The organism is Xanthomonas sp. NCPPB 3200 (assembly GCF_056393585.1).
Genome location: NZ_CM150785.1, coordinates 3,648,649 through 3,667,812 on the forward strand (window position 1 = coordinate 3,648,649; position 19,164 = coordinate 3,667,812).

Here is a 19,164-nt window from a genome sequence, read left to right on the forward strand (position 1 = left end):
CGCTACGGAGGCCCGTTGGCAACGCCTGTTGATGGTTCGACATTCCAGCCGCGCACCTGCAGCGTGGCATTGCGCAAGCTCGCCGCGGACGGGCCGCGGATCTCGATCTCGCGCTGCTCGCCCGGCACCAGGCTGAGATAGTTGTCGCTGTAATACGCCGGCAGGATGCGCTGGCCTTGCGCATCCACCAGGGTCAGCTTGGTGTTGAGCGCAACCTGCTGCGAGGCATTGCGCACGCTGGCGCGCAGCACCGGTTCGGCGCCCTCCTGCAGCTGCGTGCTGAGCTGCACCGGCACTGCCGCCAGCGCATCCAGACCGCGCATGGCCGCCGCATCGCGCGCCACCCAGTAGAAATTGCGCGAACGCACGACCGCGTCGCGATCGAGCAATTGCAGCCGCACAAAGCCAAGGCCATTGGTATCCTTGAGCAACGGCGCCAGTTGCAGCACCGGTGCCGATACCGCAACCGCCGCGGCCTCCAGCGCTTGCTCGCGCTGCTGCAGCAACTTTCCGTCGGCGGCATAGACGTCTGCGCGCACGCGCAGGCCGCTCACCGGCTCGGCCGAATTGTTGACCACCACCACCTCGTGGCCGGGCAGGTTCATCTGCACATGCAGCATCTCTGCCGCATTGCGCACGCCGTAGTAGGCCGCGTGGGTGTCGTAGTCGTGGCTGTAGATCTGCCACATGTTGCTGGGCCAGGCCGGATGGCTCATCCATAGCAGCCGCCCGCTGTTCTTGCTCCACAGCTGCGCGTTGAAGCCTTCAAAGATGGCGCGATGCGTTTCGTAGTTGAGCAGCTGCGCCTTGCGTTCGAAGTCGGCCAGGCTGGTCGGCGCGCCGAGCTTGTCGGTCAGCGAGCGCATGAAACTGGCGGTGTCGCCGTTACCGGACTGGTGCCAGTCGTGATATGCCCAGGCATCGCCGATCGGCCACTGGTCCTGCACCGCAGGTACCGATGCCTGGAACGCCTCCAGGGTGGAGAACGAGGGCGTGCCCACCTCCACCGAAAAGCCCTGCGCCAGCTTGTTGAAGTACGCCAGCGGCTCGCGGTAGTTGTAAGGGCCGCTGCCCTGCAGATTGATCTCGTTGGAACTGCCGGTATACCAGCGCGTGCCATCGAGTTCGGCCACCAGCTGGTCCAGGCCTTCGTTGAGAATCGGCGCCGGCACGCCTTCGTTGCGTCCGAACCACAGCACGATGGAAGGATGATTGCGGAAGCGCTTGATCACCTCGGCGGCGTTGTCCAGGAACAGCGCTGCGTCGGCCGGCTCCATGTTGTAGTTCTGGGTGGACTGCCAGAAGTCGTTGAGCACCAGCATGCCGTATTCGTCGGCCAGCTCGAAGAAGCTGGCTTCGGTGTTCTGCCCCACCCAGTTGCGCACCACATTGAAATGCGCGTCGCGCTGCAGGCGGAAGTATGGCTCCAGCCGCTCGCGCGCGACCCGCTTGCGCCAGTCGTCCATGCCCCAGTTGCCGCCCTTGACCGCAATACGCACACCATTGATGCGCAGTGCCAGATGCGGGGCCAGGCTGCTGTCGTCGAGCTGCTGCACCGCCGGCGAGGACAAGGCGCCGGGATACAGGGATTGCGCATTGCCGCCGGGTACCGAACGGATCGCTGCATGCCGCACGTCGACGATGCGCTCGCCGCGTTGCCGGGCCTGATTGAGATCGACCAGGACGCGGCGCAGCGCGCCATCGTCGTCGAACAACGACAGTTCGTAAGTCACCTCACGAATACCGAAGCGCAGCTGCTGCGCGTCCGACGGCGTACCGGCCACTTCGACACTGGCCTGCAAGGTATACAGCGCCGGCTCGCCATAACCGTTTGGCCACCACAGACGCGGATTGGCGACGACCAACTGCGGCGTATCCGCTGCAGTGAGCTTGAGCGTGCTGCCACCGGCCGGCACCGTGACGTCGCGCTGGATGCGTACATCGCCGAAGGCCAACTGCAACGTGCCCTGCACTGCTGCGGCAGTGTCGTTGCGCAATGGCACGTTGATTTCGAGTTCCGCGCGGTGATGATCCGGTGCCAGCTTCGCGGTGATCACTTGCGTATCACCGAGCGCCACTGGACCGGTGGCATGCAGCTGCACGTCCTGCCACAGACCGGCATTGCGATCGCGCACCGCCGGAATCCAGTCCCAGCCTTCGCTGGCGATGAAGGTCGGCCCGTCCAACGCCTGCATGCCGCCATTTTCGCCGACACCGGCCGTCATCGACTGTTCGTGCGCGATGCCGGGATGTGGCGGCGGCGACACCCGTACCGCGACGACGTTCCTGCCCGGCTTGAGCTGCTTGCTGACATCGAAGCGACCGCGTGCGAATGCGCCGCGGGTGCGGCCGACCTGGGTGCCATTGACCCAGATCTCGCCGGCGTAGTTGATGCCGTTGAACAACAGCTCCAATCGCTTGCCTTGCAGTGCTGCAGGCAGATCGAAACTGCTGCGGTACCACCAGTCCTGCCGGCTCAGCGATTCGGGAATCGCCATGTTGTTGAGGCCGATATCCGGATCCGGATACACGCCACGATCGACCAGCGTGGTGAGTACCGTGCCCGGCACGGTCGCGGCGCGCCAGCGGGTCTTGCCGGCAGCGTAATCGCTACGCGACAGCGTCGCACCGCTGGCCTGACCGAGCTCTGGTGCCGCAGCGAGTTGCCATGCACCGAGCCGCCATGCGGCAGCATCCAGCGGCTGCAGCGCAGGCGCTTCCGACACCGGCCTGGCGACCGGCACCGGGAAGGGCGCGGCACTGCGCGGCAGGGTCGCCGCCGCTTGCGGTGCGAGTTGCCCTGCCATCTGCTTGACCTGCACGCGCCAGCCGGGCGATGCGTCTTCAAAGCGCTGCAGCGCAGGATCCGGCGCCTGTCCGGCAAGCCGTGCGATGGCTGCCGCATCCAGCGCACCGGACTGCGCGGTGAAGCCTGCAATCTCGCCGCCGAAGTGCTGCGTATACGCCGCCGGTTGCTGGCGCGGACCGAACACCAGCGTGGGCGCGACCGCAGTTTGCTGCACGTTGCCGCTGGCCACCTTGCGGCCATTGGCATACAGGCTCAGGCGCGTGCCCTGCGCAATTGCGGCAACCTGCGTCCAGACACCGGCGCGCAGCGGCTGCTTGCTGCGCAGCACATGCTCGGCACCTTGGGCGAAGCCCAGCAGGCCGTTGTCGATGACGAAGAAACGGCCAGCCGCCTGCGGATCACCGAGCCCGGCAATCAAGGCCGGGCCGGTGGTCCCGCTGGAGGGCCGCACCCAGGCGGACACGCTCCAATCCGCATCGGCGGCCAGCAGTGGTGTTCCGGCAGCGAGCTTCTTGCTCAGCCCGAGACCGCCCGCGAGCACGCGCACGTCGTAGGGACCGGGCGGATCGGCATCGGCGGGTGCAGCCTCCACTGCAGTCCAGGCGGTGCAAGCACACAACAACCACAGCGCTCCACGGCGGAACGCCTTGCGAACCATCAGCATTAGAGGCCTCTCCCAAGCTCTACTGCCAAGCAACGGTGCACACCACCTGGACGCAACCGCCAAGGCGACGCGTCGTCGCCTTGTCATTGCATCTGTCGTGATGCCGCCCGTGGCTGCCGCCCCTGTTTCAGCGGCCATGGTGCGAGGTAACGTTACCCCAGGTGGATATCGACGACAACCGTTCTGCGTTAGGGTTGGCGCTCCCAGGAGGAGGGACCCATGCGAAACCTGATCCAGTCCGCATTACCGGCGGCGTGCGCGCTGCTGTGTTCGATCGCGTTGCCTGCAGCTGCGCAGCGTTTGCAGGTGCAGTCACCCGACGCACGTACGCAGGTGGAATTCTCGTTGCGCGCGGGCGGCGTGCCGAGCTATCGCGTGCTGTATCGCAACAAAGTCGTGCTCGACGACGCTCCGCTCGGACTGGATCTGGGCCGCGCCGACACGCTCGGCAAGGCGATGACGTTGCAGGGCAGCACCACCGAAACGCATGACAGCCGCTTCGCCCTGGCCGTGGGCAAGACGCGTCAGGCACGCGATCACTATCGTCAATTGCGCGTGCAGTTGTCGGACCCCAAACAGCGACGCCTGACGGTGGAATTGCGCGCCTACGACGACGGTGTTGCGCTGCGTTATGTGCTGCCCGACGCCGGTGAGGTGCGGATTCGCAATGAGCTCACCGGCTTTGCATTCCCCAGCGACTACGCATGCTGGAGCTTGAACCTCGGCCGCTTCGGCACCAGCCACGAGGGCGAATACGATGCGATCGCCGCATCCAGGCTGCGCCCGCACAATCTGCTCGAGTTGCCGCTGGTGTGCCAGACCGATGCAGGCGGCACCACGCTGGCAATTGCCGAGGCGAACCTGCGCGATTACGCCGGCCTGTATCTCAGCGGCCGCGAGGATGGCAGCCTGGGCGTGTCGGCGAAATTATCGCCACGCCTGGACGACCCCACGCTGGCCGTCAGCTTTGATGCCAAGGGCCGCGATTTCGCCACGCCGTGGCGGGTGATCATGCTGGGCGACAGCCCGGCCAGCCTGATTGAATCCAATCTGATTTCCGCACTCAACCCACCGCCGGCCTTCGATGCGAGCTGGGTGCGCGCGGGCAAATCGGCATGGGATTGGTGGTCCGGCTCACTGGCCAGCGGCGTGGCACAGCCGGGCATGAATACCGCCACGATTCAGCGCTATATCGATCACGCGCAGCAATTGAAACTGCAATACATGCTGATCGACGATGGCTGGTATTTCGGCAGCACCGGCGATGGCCAGTACAACGTCGATGCCGATATCCGCCGGCCGGTGGAGCAGCTCGACCTGCCGGGACTGGTGGCCTACGCACGGCAGCGCGATGTCGGGCTGTGGCTATGGGCGCATTGGCGCGCGCTGGATGCGCACATGGACGAAGCACTCGCCTGGTATCAGCAACTCGGCATCAAGGGCATCAAGGTCGACTTCATGGACCGCGACGACCAGCAGATGGTGGATTTCTACCACCGCCTGCTAGCCAAGGCCGCCGAGCACAAACTGCTGGTGGATCTACATGGCGCCTATCACCCGACCGGCCTGACCCGCACCTATCCCAACTACCTCACGCAGGAAGGCGTGCTCGGCGCCGAGTACAACAAGTGGACCACGCGCATCACCGCCACCCACAATCTCACGCTGCCGTTTACGCGCATGTTGCTCGGGCCGATGGATTACACACCGGGTGGCTTCCGCAATGTGCGCCCGGCCGAGTTCAAGATGCAGCACATCGCACCTCAGGTGATGACCACGCGTGCGCAGCAACTGGCGATGTATGTGGTCTACGAAAGCCCGTTCGCGGTGGTCGCCGACAGCCCGGAACAATACGAAAACGTGCCGGCAGCGCAGTTCCTGCGCGATGTGCCGGCGAGCTGGGATGAGACACGCGCACTCGATGGCGCGATCGGCGAGCACATCGCACTGGCGCGGCGTAGCGGCAAGGACTGGTACGTGGGCGCGATGACCAACGAGCAGGCACGCACGCTGACCTTGCCGCTGGCATTCCTGGGCAAGGGCAGCTGGACCGCCACCATCTACGCCGACGGCGCGGCCCCGACGGAGGTGCGTATCGATACGCGCAAACTCACCTCCAACGACAGCCTGCAGCTGCCATTGGCTGCAAACGGCGGCGCCGCCGTGCGACTGCAAAAAAAATAAGCTCGGCGGACAGGCTGCGTCCGCTGAGTTGAGCCAAGTCGAGTTGAGTCAAGCGCGCGTACCGTGGCGGTACGCGCGATCGATTACGGCAGGTCCACGCCTGCGCACACCGCCGGGCGTGCATCCTTGAGCGGGCGCACGCCACTGGCGTCGAACTGCAATGCCGCATGCTTGGGCGCAAATGCCGGCCAGGCCGGCAAGCCCTTGATGTTGGGATTGCCACGCTGCACGAACGTGGCCCAATAGCGCTGCAGACTCACCGGCGGCTGGCCGATCGGCAGACCCTTGAACAGGAACGGCAGCTCGGCGCTATGCGTGACCCGCCCGCCCGGTGCGGCGGTATCGAACACGTAATGCCACACCGGCACGCCGAGCGCGGCCTGATGCTGGGCCACGGTCACTGCCGGGCAACGGAAGGTCAGATCGGTGGACAGCTGCATCGCTGCGTCGCCCTGCCGTGCGGCACGCTGCGCCGCATGCGTGCGTTGCGCCTGCAGCACGGCATCGGCCTGCGCCGGATAGTCGCGACGCAGCCGCGCCTGTGCACCCTGTTTGCCGCCGTATTCCAGCTCCTGCACCACATAGCCGATCAACAGCGGCACCTTGGCCTGTGCACCGTCGGCCAGCAACGCGGCCGGCGCACGCGGCAGCACGCGCCCATCAACGACCGCCTGCAGCCAGATGTAGCCATCGTCATCCAGTGCCGGCACGTCGACACCCTGCCCGGCCTTGATCAGCTGCTCCACCGGCAGCGCGCGCAACTGCGCCAGACGCGTGGCGGGGTCATCGATACCTGCACGCTTGGCGATCTCCACGCCCAGCGCGCGATTGTCTTCCAGCGAACGCGCCGGCAATCCGAACCCGGCGGTGCCGCTTTGCTCGATCGCCGCTGAAAACAGACCACGTGCCAACGGGCTGAGCATCAGCAAGCCCACATCCTGGCCACCGGCCGACTGCCCGGCGATGGTGACCCGCGCAGGGTCGCCACCGAACTGCGCGATGTTGTCGCGCACCCATTGCAGCGCGGCGATCTGGTCGAGCAAGGCGTAGTTGCCGGCGGCTTGATGGTCGCCATCGCGCAGTTCCGGCAGCGACAGGAAGCCGAGCGCACCGAGCCGGTACTGCAGCGTCACCACCAGCATGTCCTGTGCGACCAGGTTGGTCGGCAGATGACCATCGGCGCCGCCGGCCACATTGGCGCCGCCGTGGATCCAGACGAACACCGGCAGCGGCTTGGCCGGCTGCAGCGTTGGCGTCTGCACTTCCACGTAGAGGCAATCTTCCGTACCGCGGCTGGCCATGGTGTTGTTCCAGCCCAGCGCCGGTTGCACGCACGGGGTGGCGGCCTGGGTCGCATCGCGCACGTCCGACCACGCAGCGGCCGGTTGCGGCGGCTGCCAGCGCAGCGCGCCCAGCGGCGGCGCGGCAAACGGAATCGCGCGGAACACCGCACTGCCGTCGTCCTGCCACTGCCCACGCACCAGGCCGTGATCGGTGCGCACCTGTGGCGGTGCGGCAGGCGTGGATGCCGCTGCGGCATGCGCGCTGACGCTCAGCGCACAAGCGGCGGCAAGCAGACCGGCACACAGGCGCATCACGACTCTCCACCCAACGCACGGGCACGCCAGGCGGCCTGGAACACGGCGGTGGCCGATGCCACGTTGAGGCTTTCGACCTTGCCGCTGCCGCGGATCGACAACTGCAGGTCGCAATCGCGCGCGAACTGGCGGTCCATGCCCTCGCTCTCCGCGCCCATCACATACACCAGCCGTTGCGGCAGCGCGGCGGCGAACACGTCCTGGCCGCCCTCCACCAGCGTGGCCGCCACTGCGAAACCGGCCTGACGCAGCTGCGCCATCGCCGTTGCGGTGTCGGGCAGTTGCACCAGCGGCACCGCTTCGGCGCCACCTTCGGCCACGCGCGCGGCTGCGCCGGACAGACCCAGCGTGGAGCCGGCAGGCAGCAGCAGGCCGGCCACCCCGAAGTGCGCGGACGAGCGCAAAATCGCGCCGAAGTTGTGCGGATTGCCCACGCCATCCAGCCACAGCGCCAGCACCGGCCCCTGCGGCAACGCAGCCAGCCAGTCCTGCAACGGCTGCGGGGCGACGCGCAGCACATCGGCCACCACGCCCTCGTGGTGGGTGCTGGCGGCGAGCTTGCTGAGATCGGCTTCCTCGACCACGCGGTAGCCGATGCGCTGGGCCACGCACCAGGCCAGCAAGGCCTTGAACTGCGGAATGCGCGCCTCGCTTAGATACAGCTTGCGCACCGCCTCCGGGCGCGCCTTGAACACGGCCTGCACTGCGTTGATGCCGTACAGCCGCAGTTCGCGCGCATTGCCGCCGGACGACGAAGCCGCGGACTGCGCAGCAGCGGGCGTGTACGCCGTTGGCGCCTGTCGTGCTGGCGGGCGCGCTGCCGGTGTACGCGGCGCGGCGCGGCCCCAGGGATTGTGCGAGGCGCCGGAGCTGCCGCCATCGCGCGGCGGTCGTCCGCCCCGTCCATCATGCTGTGTCATCGTCGTATCCAGGGTTCGTGTTGCTTGCCGGCGCTGCGGGGATCGTGTCTCCCCTTTTGCCACCAGCGTTGCTCGTCATCCTGCAGGCCGGCGCAGCCGGCGGTGCAGACGCATTGGCGACGATGGTAAGCCACTGGCGCAATGAGCCGTATACGAGGTAGCCGACGCGCGGCCTTCGAGGCCCTGCAGCCCGGGTGAGTCGGGTTGACGTTGATGCGATGCAGGACACGCGGATCGGTGCCGATGCCGGTGTTGGATCTGCGCCAACCTGCCGCGTGCAGATGCGCCTGGCCCACGCATTCACCAGCGCGCATGGCCGGGATCAGTCCAGATCGTCCGGCACCCCCACCCGCGCGAGCACGCGCAAATCGTGCAGCCCATCCGGCCGCATGATCGCGCCGCGGCTGCAGCCTTCTTCGACGACGCCGTTGCGCAGCAGCACCCTGGCCGATGCCGGATGGTCCCGCCGCGCCCGACTGGCGGCACATGCAGTTGCCTGTAGCCGTTCCTGATGCGATGTGCGCGGTATCGCCACTGCCGATACCGCGCACCCGGGCCGCAGGCCGCGGCTCAGCGCTTGGTGGTTTGCGCTTGCTTGAGCGCGGCGCACAGGCGGATGGTCTCGCCGGTCTGCGCCATACCGCGGTCGGCGCCGCTGAGCGTGGCCAGGCGCGGCTTGAAGAACGCATCCAGGCGGTCGGCTTCTTCCACGCTGCAACCGCCGGACGCACCCAGCGCCGGCAATCCGCCGCCGTCGAACGAACCACTGCGCTGCACGATACGGTCGAAGTTGGCGGTGAACCACGGCCACATCGACGCATGCGAGGCCTCGTAACCGTGACCGCGCATCAGCAGGCTCTTCATCTCGCCCACCTTGATCGCATCGGTCAGCGCGAAATCACGCACCTGCTTGAGCAGCGCCGGGTCCTGCAGCGTGCCCAGGGCGGCGATCATGGCGTTGCGCTGCGCCGGGTCGGCATGCGTGCGCAATGCATCGATCAGGCTCTGCACTGCCGGTGCGCCGCGCTCCTGCGCGGTCACTGCCAGTGCGGTGCCGAGCAGATCCGGATTGGCTTTGGAGAAGTCCAGCGCGCCGTTGCCGCCGGCCAGGACCGCATCGCCCTGCGCCAGCAGTGCCTTGCGCACCTCCGCGTTCTGCAGGCGCAGCGCGAACAGCCCGGCCAGCGCCGAGCGCAGGCTGGTGTCGTCGATCGACTCGCCGCTACGCCGCGTGTAACCCAGCTGACGCAGACGCGGCAGATACGCCTGTTCGGCCGCCTTGCGCAGTACGTCGCGCTGGGCCTGGCTGGTGGCCTGGTAGCGCCAGATCCACACGAAGCGGTTCAGCAGCGCGGTGGACACATCGGCCGATTCGGACGGCGCCAACTGCTTGAGCGCTGCCAGCACGGCGTCGCCGTCGGTATCGCCGTGGCGGTAGGCCGCATCGATCGCATCGGCATAGGCCAGCTGTTCGTTGTCGTCGAGTTGGCCGACCTGCTTGCCCAGTTCAGCCAGCTGCTTCTTGGGCAGGCTGAAACGGTAGTAGCCGGCGCCACGCGCGTTCGGGAACACCCAGGTGTTCTTGCCGGCACCGTCCAGCACGATGCTACCGCTGCCGTCTGCCAGCATCTGGCAGGCGGTGCCGACCTGGTTCTTGCCCTTGCCGTACTTGACGCACACCGGCACGCCCCATTGCTGCGCGGTGGAGCCGGTGGAACCCAGCGGCAGATAGCGTTGCTGCTGCAGCTTGACCACGGTCTTGCCGCCTTCGCGGGCGAGCTGGGTCTGCAGATACGGCACGCCCGGCTGATTGAGGAAGCTGCGGAAGGCGGCCTTGAACTCCTCGCCCTTGCCGGCGGCATCGGCGATCGCATCGACCAGATCGTCGGCGGTGGCGCTGCCGAACTTGTGCTTGGCGATGTAGGCGCGCATGCCCTGGCGGAACACGTCTTCGCCGACGAAAGCCTCGAACATCGCCAGCACCGCCGCACCCTTCTGGTAGGTGATGCCGTCGAAGGCGGTCTCGATATCGCCGTTGCCGGTGATCGGCTGGCGGATCTTGCGCGCGCTGACCAGGCTGTCGTTGTCCATCGCGTACTGCGCGCCGCCGATGCGGTCCAGATTGGCGCGGTATTCCGGGTGCAGCTGCATGGTGATCTTCTGCTGCATCCAGGTGGCGAACGCCTCGTTCAACCACAGGTCGTCCCACCATTCCATGGTGACGGCGTCGCCGGTCCACTGGTGGGCCAGCTCATGCGCATTGGTGTTGAAGGAGCGCTGCACGTTCTCGGCCGGCGAGTCCTTGTCCAGCAACAGCAGCCAGTCGCGGAAGGTGACGAACCCGGGGTTTTCCATCGCACCGGCGCTGAAGTCCGGCGCGGCGACCAGATCGAGCTTGTCGAACGGATAGCCGAAGGCGTAATAGTCCTCCAGCGCGGCAATGATCGCCGGGGTCTGGTCCAGCGCCGGAGTGATACGCGGGCCCTGGCCCTTGGCGGCGATGCCGCGCAGCGGGGTCGGGTTGGGGCGCTGCGGGGTGGCCGGCATGGCCGGTACGTCCACCACATCCCAGGGGCCGGCGGCGTAGGCGACCAGATAGGTCGGCAGCGGCACGGTCGGAGCGAAGGTCACCGTCTTCCAGCCCTTGCCGGCCGGCTTGCTCGAGGTGGCGATGGTGTTGGCCAGCGCCTGGTCGTCGGTGGGCACGGTCAGGCTGAGGTCGAACGGAGTCTTGAATGCGGGTTCGTCGAAACCGGGGAACGCGTAGCGTGCGCTGATCGGCTCCATCTGCGTCATCGCATAGGCCTGGCCCTGGTACTTCACCTGATACAGGCCCTGCAGCTGCTGATTGAGCGGCGCGCTGTAGACGATGTCCACGGTGAGCGTCTGCGGCTGCAGCGTGCGGCCGAAATCCAGGCGCACCACACCGGCCTGCGCATCGGCTTGCACATAGCGTGCGGTCAGTGCCTTGCCCTTGACCGGCTTGACCGTGACCTTGCTGACCTTCAGCTCCTTGCCGTGCAGCCAGAGGTGATCGGAGGGCTGCTTGAGCTGCACGCGGATGCTGGTGCGGCCGCTGAACTCGCTCTGGTCCGGATCGATCTTGAACGACAGGCTGTAGCGCTCGGGCACTGCCCAGGTCGGCAGGCGGCCATTGGGCACCGGCTCGCCGGAGGACTGCGCCAGCGCGGTGCCACAGCACAGCGCAAGGAGAGAGGGAGCAAGCAGGCAGGCAAGACGACGCATTGGCGATTCCGGTCAGGGCAACTGCGGGAGTCGACCACAGCCGGGCATGACTGTCATGTGACCTTAGTCATTGCACGACCGATGCGGTGAGCGCGCCGCCCGCAAAGGCAACCTGCCGCGCTGCGGCGTCGCATCGATCGCGCTGGCCTGGCGCTGCCGCGCTCGATGGACACAGCCTGCGCCCCGATGTTTGGGTTTTGTTTGCGATGCAGTCAAATGCAAACGCAGCGATCGACGCCGATGCAGCAGCATCCTCGCGTCGTCGACCACCGGCAGCAGCGCACCGCTGCCGGTATCACTCAGGCATGACCGCCTACCGACGGCGTCTGCGCCTCCAGGGTTTCCAGCTCGCGTGCCACCGCTTCGGGCGACTTGGTGAATGGCGCAATCAGGCTGTAGAACGCAGGCACCACGTACAGCGACAGCAAGGTGGACAGCGACACGCCGAAGATCACCACCACGCCGATCGTGGCGCGGCTGGCCGAGCCGGGCCCGCCGGCCACCACCAGCGGAATCGCGCCGACCACGGTGGCGATCGAGGTCATCAGGATCGGACGCAGGCGCACCGATGCCGATTCCACGATCGCCTCATGCACGCTGCGGCCTTCGTCGCGCAACTGATTGGCGAACTCCACGATCAGGATGCCGTTCTTGGCCGCCAGCCCCACCAGCATCACGATGCCGATCTGACTGAACAGGTTGAGCGTGCCGCCGGTGACCCACAACCCGACCAGCGCGCCCAGCACCGCCAACGGCACCGTGAGCATGATCACCAGCGGATGGGCGAAGCTTTCGAACTGCGCGGCCAGCACCAGATACACCACCAGCAAGGCCATGCCGAAGGTCAGCAGCACCGCACTGCCGGACTGCTGGTATTCGCGCGATTCGCCCTTCCAGTCCACCTGCGCATACTCGGGCAATTCCTCGCGCGCGGTCTGCTGCGCCCAGGCGATCGCCTCGCCGAGCGGGTAGCCCGGCGCCAGGCCGGCACTGATGGTGATCGCACGCAGGCGGTTGAAGCGATTCAGGGTGCCGGCTTCGGCCACTTCGCTGAGCGTGACCAGGTTGGACAGCGGAATCAGCTCGCCACGTGTGGAACGCACGCGGATGGCGGTGAGGTCTTCCGGCGCCATGCGGCCTTCGCGGCCGGCCTGCAGCATCACGTCGTATTCCTCGCCGTTGTCCACGAACGTGGTCACGCGGCGCGAGCCCATCATCGCCTCCAGCGCGCCACCGATCGCGGTGACCGGCACGCCCAGATCGGCCGCACGCAGGCGGTCGATGTTGACGCGCATCTGCGGGCGGGTTTCCTTGTAGTCCGAGTCCGGGCCGACCAGGCCGGGATTGGCTTCCATGCGCTGCAGGATGCGATCGCGCCACTGCGCGATCTCCGCATAATCCGGCCCGCCCAGCACCAGCTGGAACGGCTGGCCGCGGCTGCGCACCAGGCCGCCGCTCACCTGCGTGCGTGCGCGCACGCCGCTGAGCACGTTGAGCTTCTGCTGCAGTTCGTCGGCCACTTCGGTGGTCGGGCGCGTGCGTTTTTCCCAGTCCTGCAGGAACACGCTGACCCGGCCGGTGTGCATTTCCTCGCTGCTGCCGAAGCCGCCGGGCACGCGCGGGTTTGCCCGCACGATGGGCTTGTCCGGGCCCACGTAAGGGCCAAGGATCGCCTCGACCTGATGCATCTGCCCCACGGTGTAATCGAAGCCGGCGCCTTCGGGCCCGTCGATCATGATCTGGAAATTGCCGCGGTCTTCGGCCGGCGCCAGCTCGGAGGGAATCCGCCCCATCAACCACGCGCTGGCACCCAGTGCCAACAGCATCAGCAGCGCAAAGATCCAGGTGCGATGCACATGCCGCTCCAGCGAGCGCCCGTACGCCCCGGACACTGCCTGCATGCGGCCATCGAACCAGCGATGGAAGCGATTGGGCCTGGCCTGCCCGTGCGAGCGCAACAGCTTGGACGACATCATCGGCGTCAGCGTCAGCGCCACGAAGGCCGAGATCGCCACTGCCGCGGCCAACGCCACCGCCAGCTCGCGGAACAGGCGCCCGGTATTGCCTTCCAGAAAGCCCACCGGCAGGAACACCGCCACCAGCACCGCGGTGGTGGCGATCACCGCGAAGGCGACCTGGCCGGTACCGCGCTTGGCCGCCACCAGTGGCGGCTCGCCCAGGTCGATGCGGCGCTGGATGTTCTCCACCACCACGATGGCGTCATCCACCACCAGGCCGATACACAGCACCAGCGCGAGCAAGGTCAGCAGGTTGATCGAAAAATCGAACGCGTACAGCGCGATGAATGCGGCGATCAGACACACCGGCACCGTCACCGCAGGAATCAGCGCCGCGCGTGCGCTGCCCAGAAACACCCAGATCACCACCAGCACCAGCACCACCGCTTCGATCAGCGTGTGATACACGCGCTCCACCGCCGCATCGATGAAGGTGGTGGTGTCGAAGGCAACGAAGATGTTGGTGCCCTGCGGCAGCGATTTCTGCACTTCCTCGGCCTGCGCGCGCGCCTCGCGTGCAACATCCAATGCGTTGGCGGTGGAGTTGCGCACGATGCCCAGGCCCACATTGGGCACGCCGTTGCTCTGGAAGTAGGCGCGGCGCTCGGCCGAGGTCAGCTCGACCCTGGCCACGTCGCCCAGGCGCACCACATAGCCGCCCTCGCCCTTGCTGAGCGGCAGCTTGGCAAAATCCTCGGGCTTGAGATAACTGCGCTCCACGCGCAAGGTGAAATCGCGCTGCGCCGATTCGATGCTGCCGGCCGGCAGCTCCACGTTCTCGTTCTGCAGCGCCGCTTCCACATCGGCCACGGTCAGTTCGCGCGCGGCCAGTTGATCGCGGTCCAGCCAGATCCGCATCGCATAGCGCTGGCGCCCGCCGATACGCACCTGCGCCACGCCGTCCAGGCTGGAGAAGCGGTCCACCACATAGCGCTCGGCGTAGTCGGACAGCTGCAGCGTGTCCATCGTGCTGGAGCTCATGTTGAGCCACAGGATGGGGTCGGCGTCGGCCTCGACCTTGGAAATCTCCGGTGGGCGCGCCTGGTCGGGCATGCGGTCGGAGACGCGGCTGACCGCATCGCGCACGTCGTTGGCGGCGGCTTCCACATCGCGCGACTGCACGAATTCGATACTGATATCGGAAGAGCCGTTGCGGCTGCGCGCCTCGATGGTCTCGATGCCTTCGATGCCGGCCAGCGCGTCTTCCAGCACCTGGGTGATGCGGCTTTCCACCACCGCCGCCGAGGCGCCGGTGTATTCCACGTCCACCGACACGATTGGCGGGTCGATTGCCGGCAACTCGCGCAAGGTCAGCCGGGTAAACGACATCACCCCCAGCACGATCAGCAGCAGGCTCATCACCACCGCCATCACCGGGCGGGTAATGGACAGGTCGGAGAGTTTCATCGTGCTGCCTGCGGGCGCGCCGCTGCAGATGCAGGCGCGGCCTGATCGACCACCTTCAGGCCCGGACGCAACTTGCCGGTGCCGTCGACCACGATGCGCTCACCGGCCTTGACCCCGTCGAGAATTTCCACCTTGCCGTCGCGGCGCTCGCCCAGGCGCACGTCGGCGCGCTCCACGCTGCTGTCGGGCTTGACCCGGAACACGTAGGACTCGCGCCCCACCTGCACCACCGCAATCTCCGGGATCACCACCGCCTGCCGCGCCGGCTGGAACAGGCGCACATCCAGCAACATGCCCGGGCGCAGCCGGCGGTCGCCGTTGGGGAAGTCCGCCCGCACCGTCACCGAGCGGGTGGTCTCGTCGATACGCGAATCGATCGCCGCGACCACGCCTTCGAACTGCTCCCCCGGATACGCCGCCGCGGTGCCATTGACGGTATTGCCGAGCTGCACCAGGCCGAACTGCGACTCCGGCACCTGGAAGTCCACGTACATGCGCGCCACATCGTCCAGCGTGGCGATCACCGTGCTGGAGGTGATCAACGAGCCCGGGCTGATCTGGCGGATGCCGAGCACACCGGAGAACGGCGCGCGCACCTCGCGGTCGGTGATCTCCGCGCGCATCTGCTGCACGCGCGCCTGCGCCGCATCGCGCAGCGCGCGTTGGGTATCGACAGTGGATTTGGCCACCAGTTGCTGGCCAACCAGACTCAACTGGCGCCGGTACAGCTGATCGGTTTCCTCGAAGGTGGCCTGCGCGGCCGTCAGTGCCGCCTGCTGCGAATTGCCGCGCAGCCGCAGCAGCAGCTGCCCGGCCTTGACCTCGTCGCCGCTGTCGAAATTGACCTGCTCCACCACATCGCTCACCGCCGCGGTCAGCGCCACCGATTCGCGCGCACGCACGGTGGCGATCGACTGCACGGTCGAGTTCCAGGGCTGGGTGGTCACCGCCTGCACAGAGACCGGGATGGGTTTGGCGGCGGCCGGCGCGGCGGCCTCACGGCTACAACCGGCCAGCGCGACGGCCAACAAGAGCGCTGCGCCGAAACGCGCGCTGGGTCGAACAAGCATCAGAACATCCTGGCGGGGTACTTCGAAAGTTTAACGACCTAGCCGCCATGGAGTTGACAGAAAGGGCGTGCTTTGCACCATGACCAAAGACCCTTGCTGTCGTCGGCGCGATGCGCTGGCCAGCGCAGCCACCGACATGGCGGCGTGGCTGCCGGACGGACGCGGCCACCGCTCGGCCGCTGCATGTACGCATTCATGCATGACGGCTTCGCATTGCCCACACCCACCTGACGCCTGCCGCTATGTCCTGTCAGCCCCGCTCAGCGTTCCAGCCCGAGAAACTCGAGCACATGACGCGCCAGCGCCTCTACGTTCTCACCATCGGCGTGAAGATGGACCTCCGGCGCCGCCGGCGCCTCGTAGGGCGAATCGATGCCGGTGAAATTGGGAATCTGCCCGGCCCGCGCCTTGCGGTACAGCCCCTTCACATCGCGCGCCTCGGCGACCGCCAGCGGCACGTCCACGAACACCTCGACGAACTCCCCGGCATCGAAGCGCTCGCGCGCCAGTTGCCGCTCGGCGCGGAACGGCGAGATGAAGCTCACCAGCACGATCAGGCCGGCATCGGCCATCAGCCGCGCTACCTCGGCCACGCGGCGAATGTTCTCCACGCGGTCTTCGTCGGTGAAGCCCAGGTCGCGGTTGAGCCCGTGGCGCACGTTGTCGCCGTCCAGGATGAAGGTGTGATAGCCCAGCGCATGCAGGCGCTTGTCGACCAGGTTGGCGACCGTGGATTTGCCCGCGCCCGACAGGCCGGTGAACCACAGCACGCGCGGGGTCTGGCCCTTGATACGCGCGCGCGCGGCGCGATCCACGTCCAGATGCTGCCAGTGCACGTTGCCGGCACGACGTAGCGCGAACTCCAGCGTGCCGGCGGCCACGGTGGCATTGCTCTGCCGGTCGATCAGGATGAAACCGCCCAGCACGCGGTTGCGCGCGTACGGCGAGAACGCGATCGGCTCGTCCAGCGCCAGATTGCAGTAGCCCACCTCATTGAGCTCCAGCCGCTTGGCGGCTAACCGCTCCTGCGTGTTCACATCGACCTTGTGCTTGATCTCGCTGATGCTCGCGGTAACCGTGCGCGTGCCGATCTTCAGCCAGTACGGGCGCCCCGGCAGCAAGGCCGCATCGTCCATCCACAGCAGATGCGCGGCGAACTGGTCGGCCACTTCCGGCGGGTCGTCGACGGCGGCAATGATGTCGCCGCGGCTGATATCGATCTCCTCGCGCAAGGTCAGCGTGACCGCCTGGCCGGCGCGTGCGCTGTCCACCTCGCCATTGGCATCCAGCACAGATGCCACCTGCGTGCGGCGCCCGGACGGCACCACCACCACGGCATCGCCCACCCGCACCTGCCCGGCCGCGATGGTGCCGGCGTAGCCACGGAAGTGCTGATGGGGGCGATTGACCCACTGCACCGGCAAGCGGAAGCCGCTGCCGGCTTCCGGCGTCTCCACGTGCACGGTGTCGAGATGCTGCAGCAGATGCGGGCCGCGGTACCACGGCATCCGCGCCGATGGGCTGGACAGATTTTCGCCAGCCAGTGCCGACAGCGGAATGCACTGCACATCGGCGATGCCCAACTGCGCGGCCAGCGCGCGGTAGCCCTCGACGATATCGGCGAAGACCTGCGCGTCGTAGTCCACCAGGTCCATCTTGTTGACCGCCAGCACCACATGTCCGATGCCCAGCAACGATACGATGTAACTGTGCCGGCGCGTCTGCGCCAGCAAGCCCTTGCGCGCGTCCACCAGCACCACCGCGACATCGGCAGTGGAGGCGCCGGTGGCCATGTTGCGCGTGTACTGCTCATGCCCGGGGCAGTCGGCGACGATGAACTTGCGCTGGTCGGTATCGAAATAGCGGTACGCCACATCGATGGTGATGCCCTGCTCGCGTTCGGCGGCCAGCCCGTCCATCAACAATGCATAGTCGATGCCCTCGCCCTGCGTGCCATGCCGCCGGCTATCGCTCTCCAGTGCGGCAAGCTGATCGTCGAACAGGCGCTTGCTGTCGTACAGCAGGCGCCCGATCAAGGTGCTCTTGCCATCGTCCACACTGCCGCAGGTGATGAAGCGCAGCAGCGGCTTGGCTTCGTGTTGATGCAGGTAGGCGCTGATCGCGCCGGGAATCGGGAATCGGGAATCGGGAATGGCAAAAGCGGCATCCTCGAACGATTCAGACGCAGCGAACTGCTGTTCCGATTCTCCATTCCCGATTCCCGATTCCCTGCCCATCAAAAATACCCCTCAAGCTTCTTCTGCTCCATCGACGCGCCTGGCGCATGATCGATCATGCGGCCCTGGCGTTCGGAGCTGGTGCTGACCAGCATTTCGGCGATCACCGCTTCCAGCGTGTCTGCAGTCGATTCGATCGCACCGGTGAGCGGATAGCAGCCCAGCGTGCGGAAGCGCACCGAGCGCAGTTGCGGCGTCTCGCCGTCGTGCAATGGCAGGCGGTGGTCGTCGACCATGATCCAGGCGCCGTCGCGCTCCACCACCGGGCGCGGCGCGGCGAAATAAAGCGGCACCACCGGTATCCGTTCGCGGTAGATGTACAGCCAGATATCCAGCTCGGTCCAGTTGGACAGCGGAAACACGCGCACGCTTTCGCCGGGTTTGGTGCGCGCGTTGTACAGATTCCACAATTCCGGGCGCTGGTTCTTGGGGTCCCAGCGATGGCGCGCGTTGCGGAACGAGAACACGCGCTCCTTGGCACGCGATTTCTCCTCGTCGCGGCGCGCCCCGCCGATCGCCGCGTCGAAGCCGCCCTGCTCCAGCGCCTGCTTCAGGCCCTGAGTCTTCATGATGTCGGTATGCACCGCCGCGCCGTGGCTGATCGGGCCGACGTCCTGGGCGATGCCGTCGGGGTTGATGTGCACGCGCAGGTCCACGCCGGTCTCGGCCGCCCGGCGGTCGCGGAAGGCGATCATCTCGCCGAACTTCCAGCGCGTGTCCACATGCAGCAGCGGGATCGGTGGCGGCGACGGCGCGAACGCCTTGAGCAGCAGATGCAGCAGCACCGAGCTGTCCTTGCCCACCGAATACAGCATCACCGGGGCCCGGAACTCGGCGGCGACCTCGCGCAGGATGTGGATGCTTTCGGCCTCGAGCCGATCCAGGTGTGACAGGGGCAGCAGAGTCATCAGGGTGTCGTGGGCGTCGGCGGGCAGACCAGCCGATGGTAGGGCAAGGCGCCGCAGTGTGTGGCGCGGGCCGCCCACACCCAAATAAGCGGCCGGCATAACG

The 19,164-nt window shown here is 66.9% G+C and carries 9 protein-coding genes and 1 pseudogene; 1 reads left to right on the forward strand and 9 read right to left on the reverse strand.

Annotation, left to right across the window (positions count from 1 at the left end; all coding sequences use genetic code 11):
- Nucleotides 1–2: 2 nt before the first annotated feature.
- Entirely contained in the window at nucleotides 3–3,473 is a 3,471-nt protein-coding gene (locus AC06DU_RS15795) for a glycosyl hydrolase 2 galactose-binding domain-containing protein (RefSeq protein ID WP_478202798.1), read from the reverse strand.
- 219 nt (nucleotides 3,474–3,692) lie between these two features.
- On the opposite strand from AC06DU_RS15795, the gene AC06DU_RS15800 reads away from it, so the two are divergent.
- Complete coding sequence (locus AC06DU_RS15800) at nucleotides 3,693–5,657, forward strand: glycoside hydrolase family 97 protein (RefSeq protein WP_478202799.1); 1,965 nt, start codon at nucleotides 3,693–3,695, stop codon at nucleotides 5,655–5,657.
- Nucleotides 5,658–5,740: 83 nt separating this feature from the next.
- Here the strand turns inward: AC06DU_RS15800 and AC06DU_RS15805 are convergent, their stop codons facing one another.
- The 8 genes and pseudogenes from AC06DU_RS15805 to cysD form a co-directional block, all read right to left on the reverse strand.
- On the reverse strand, nucleotides 5,741–7,255 hold the full coding sequence (locus tag AC06DU_RS15805) for a carboxylesterase/lipase family protein (RefSeq protein WP_478202800.1): 1,515 nt from the start codon (nucleotides 7,253–7,255) through the stop codon (nucleotides 5,741–5,743).
- The gene (locus AC06DU_RS15810; protein WP_179465314.1) at nucleotides 7,252–8,175 is read right to left on the reverse strand and encodes a TrmH family RNA methyltransferase; all 924 of its coding nucleotides are present in this window, start codon (nucleotides 8,173–8,175) and stop codon (nucleotides 7,252–7,254) included. The genes AC06DU_RS15805 and AC06DU_RS15810 overlap by 4 nt, the downstream gene beginning before the upstream one ends.
- Before the next feature lie 322 nt (nucleotides 8,176–8,497).
- Nucleotides 8,498–8,680: pseudogene (locus AC06DU_RS15815) on the reverse strand (hypothetical protein); the annotation flags it as partial.
- A gap of 65 nt (nucleotides 8,681–8,745) precedes the next feature.
- Nucleotides 8,746–11,421: a M1 family metallopeptidase gene (locus tag AC06DU_RS15820; RefSeq protein WP_167709528.1), complete on the reverse strand. Its 2,676-nt coding sequence runs from the start codon at nucleotides 11,419–11,421 to the stop codon at nucleotides 8,746–8,748.
- 299 nt (nucleotides 11,422–11,720) lie between these two features.
- Nucleotides 11,721–14,846 (reverse strand): efflux RND transporter permease subunit, encoded by a 3,126-nt coding sequence (locus AC06DU_RS15825; protein WP_024940307.1) that lies wholly within the window; start codon nucleotides 14,844–14,846, stop codon nucleotides 11,721–11,723.
- Nucleotides 14,843–15,916, reverse strand: a complete 1,074-nt coding sequence (locus tag AC06DU_RS15830) for an efflux RND transporter periplasmic adaptor subunit (RefSeq protein ID WP_046344036.1) — start codon at nucleotides 15,914–15,916, stop codon at nucleotides 14,843–14,845. Before AC06DU_RS15830 ends, AC06DU_RS15825 begins: the two co-directional genes overlap by 4 nt.
- Nucleotides 15,917–16,176: 260 nt before the next feature.
- Nucleotides 16,177–18,153 (reverse strand): sulfate adenylyltransferase subunit CysN, encoded by a 1,977-nt coding sequence (gene cysN, locus AC06DU_RS15835; RefSeq protein WP_478202801.1) that lies wholly within the window; start codon nucleotides 18,151–18,153, stop codon nucleotides 16,177–16,179.
- A complete protein-coding gene (cysD, locus tag AC06DU_RS15840) occupies nucleotides 18,153–19,061 on the reverse strand; it encodes a sulfate adenylyltransferase subunit CysD (protein ID WP_024940718.1) in 909 nt (302 codons plus the stop codon). Before cysD ends, cysN begins: the two co-directional genes overlap by 1 nt.
- Nucleotides 19,062–19,164: the final 103 nt, after the last annotated feature.

What these genes read in the sequence shown, in the direction of transcription:
- AC06DU_RS15795 (WP_478202798.1), bottom strand. Translation starts at nt 3,473, where the DNA reads ATGCTGATGGTTCGCAAGGCGTTCCGCCGTGGAGCGCTGTGGTTGTTG.
- AC06DU_RS15800 (WP_478202799.1), top strand. Translation starts at nt 3,693, where the DNA reads ATGCGAAACCTGATCCAGTCCGCATTACCGGCGGCGTGCGCGCTGCTG.
- AC06DU_RS15810 (WP_179465314.1), bottom strand. Translation starts at nt 8,175, where the DNA reads ATGACACAGCATGATGGACGGGGCGGACGACCGCCGCGCGATGGCGGC.
- AC06DU_RS15820 (WP_167709528.1), bottom strand. Translation starts at nt 11,421, where the DNA reads ATGCGTCGTCTTGCCTGCCTGCTTGCTCCCTCTCTCCTTGCGCTGTGC.
- AC06DU_RS15825 (WP_024940307.1), bottom strand. Translation starts at nt 14,846, where the DNA reads ATGAAACTCTCCGACCTGTCCATTACCCGCCCGGTGATGGCGGTGGTG.
- AC06DU_RS15830 (WP_046344036.1), bottom strand. Translation starts at nt 15,916, where the DNA reads ATGCTTGTTCGACCCAGCGCGCGTTTCGGCGCAGCGCTCTTGTTGGCC.
- cysN (WP_478202801.1), bottom strand. Translation starts at nt 18,153, where the DNA reads ATGGGCAGGGAATCGGGAATCGGGAATGGAGAATCGGAACAGCAGTTC.
- cysD (WP_024940718.1), bottom strand. Translation starts at nt 19,061, where the DNA reads ATGACTCTGCTGCCCCTGTCACACCTGGATCGGCTCGAGGCCGAAAGC.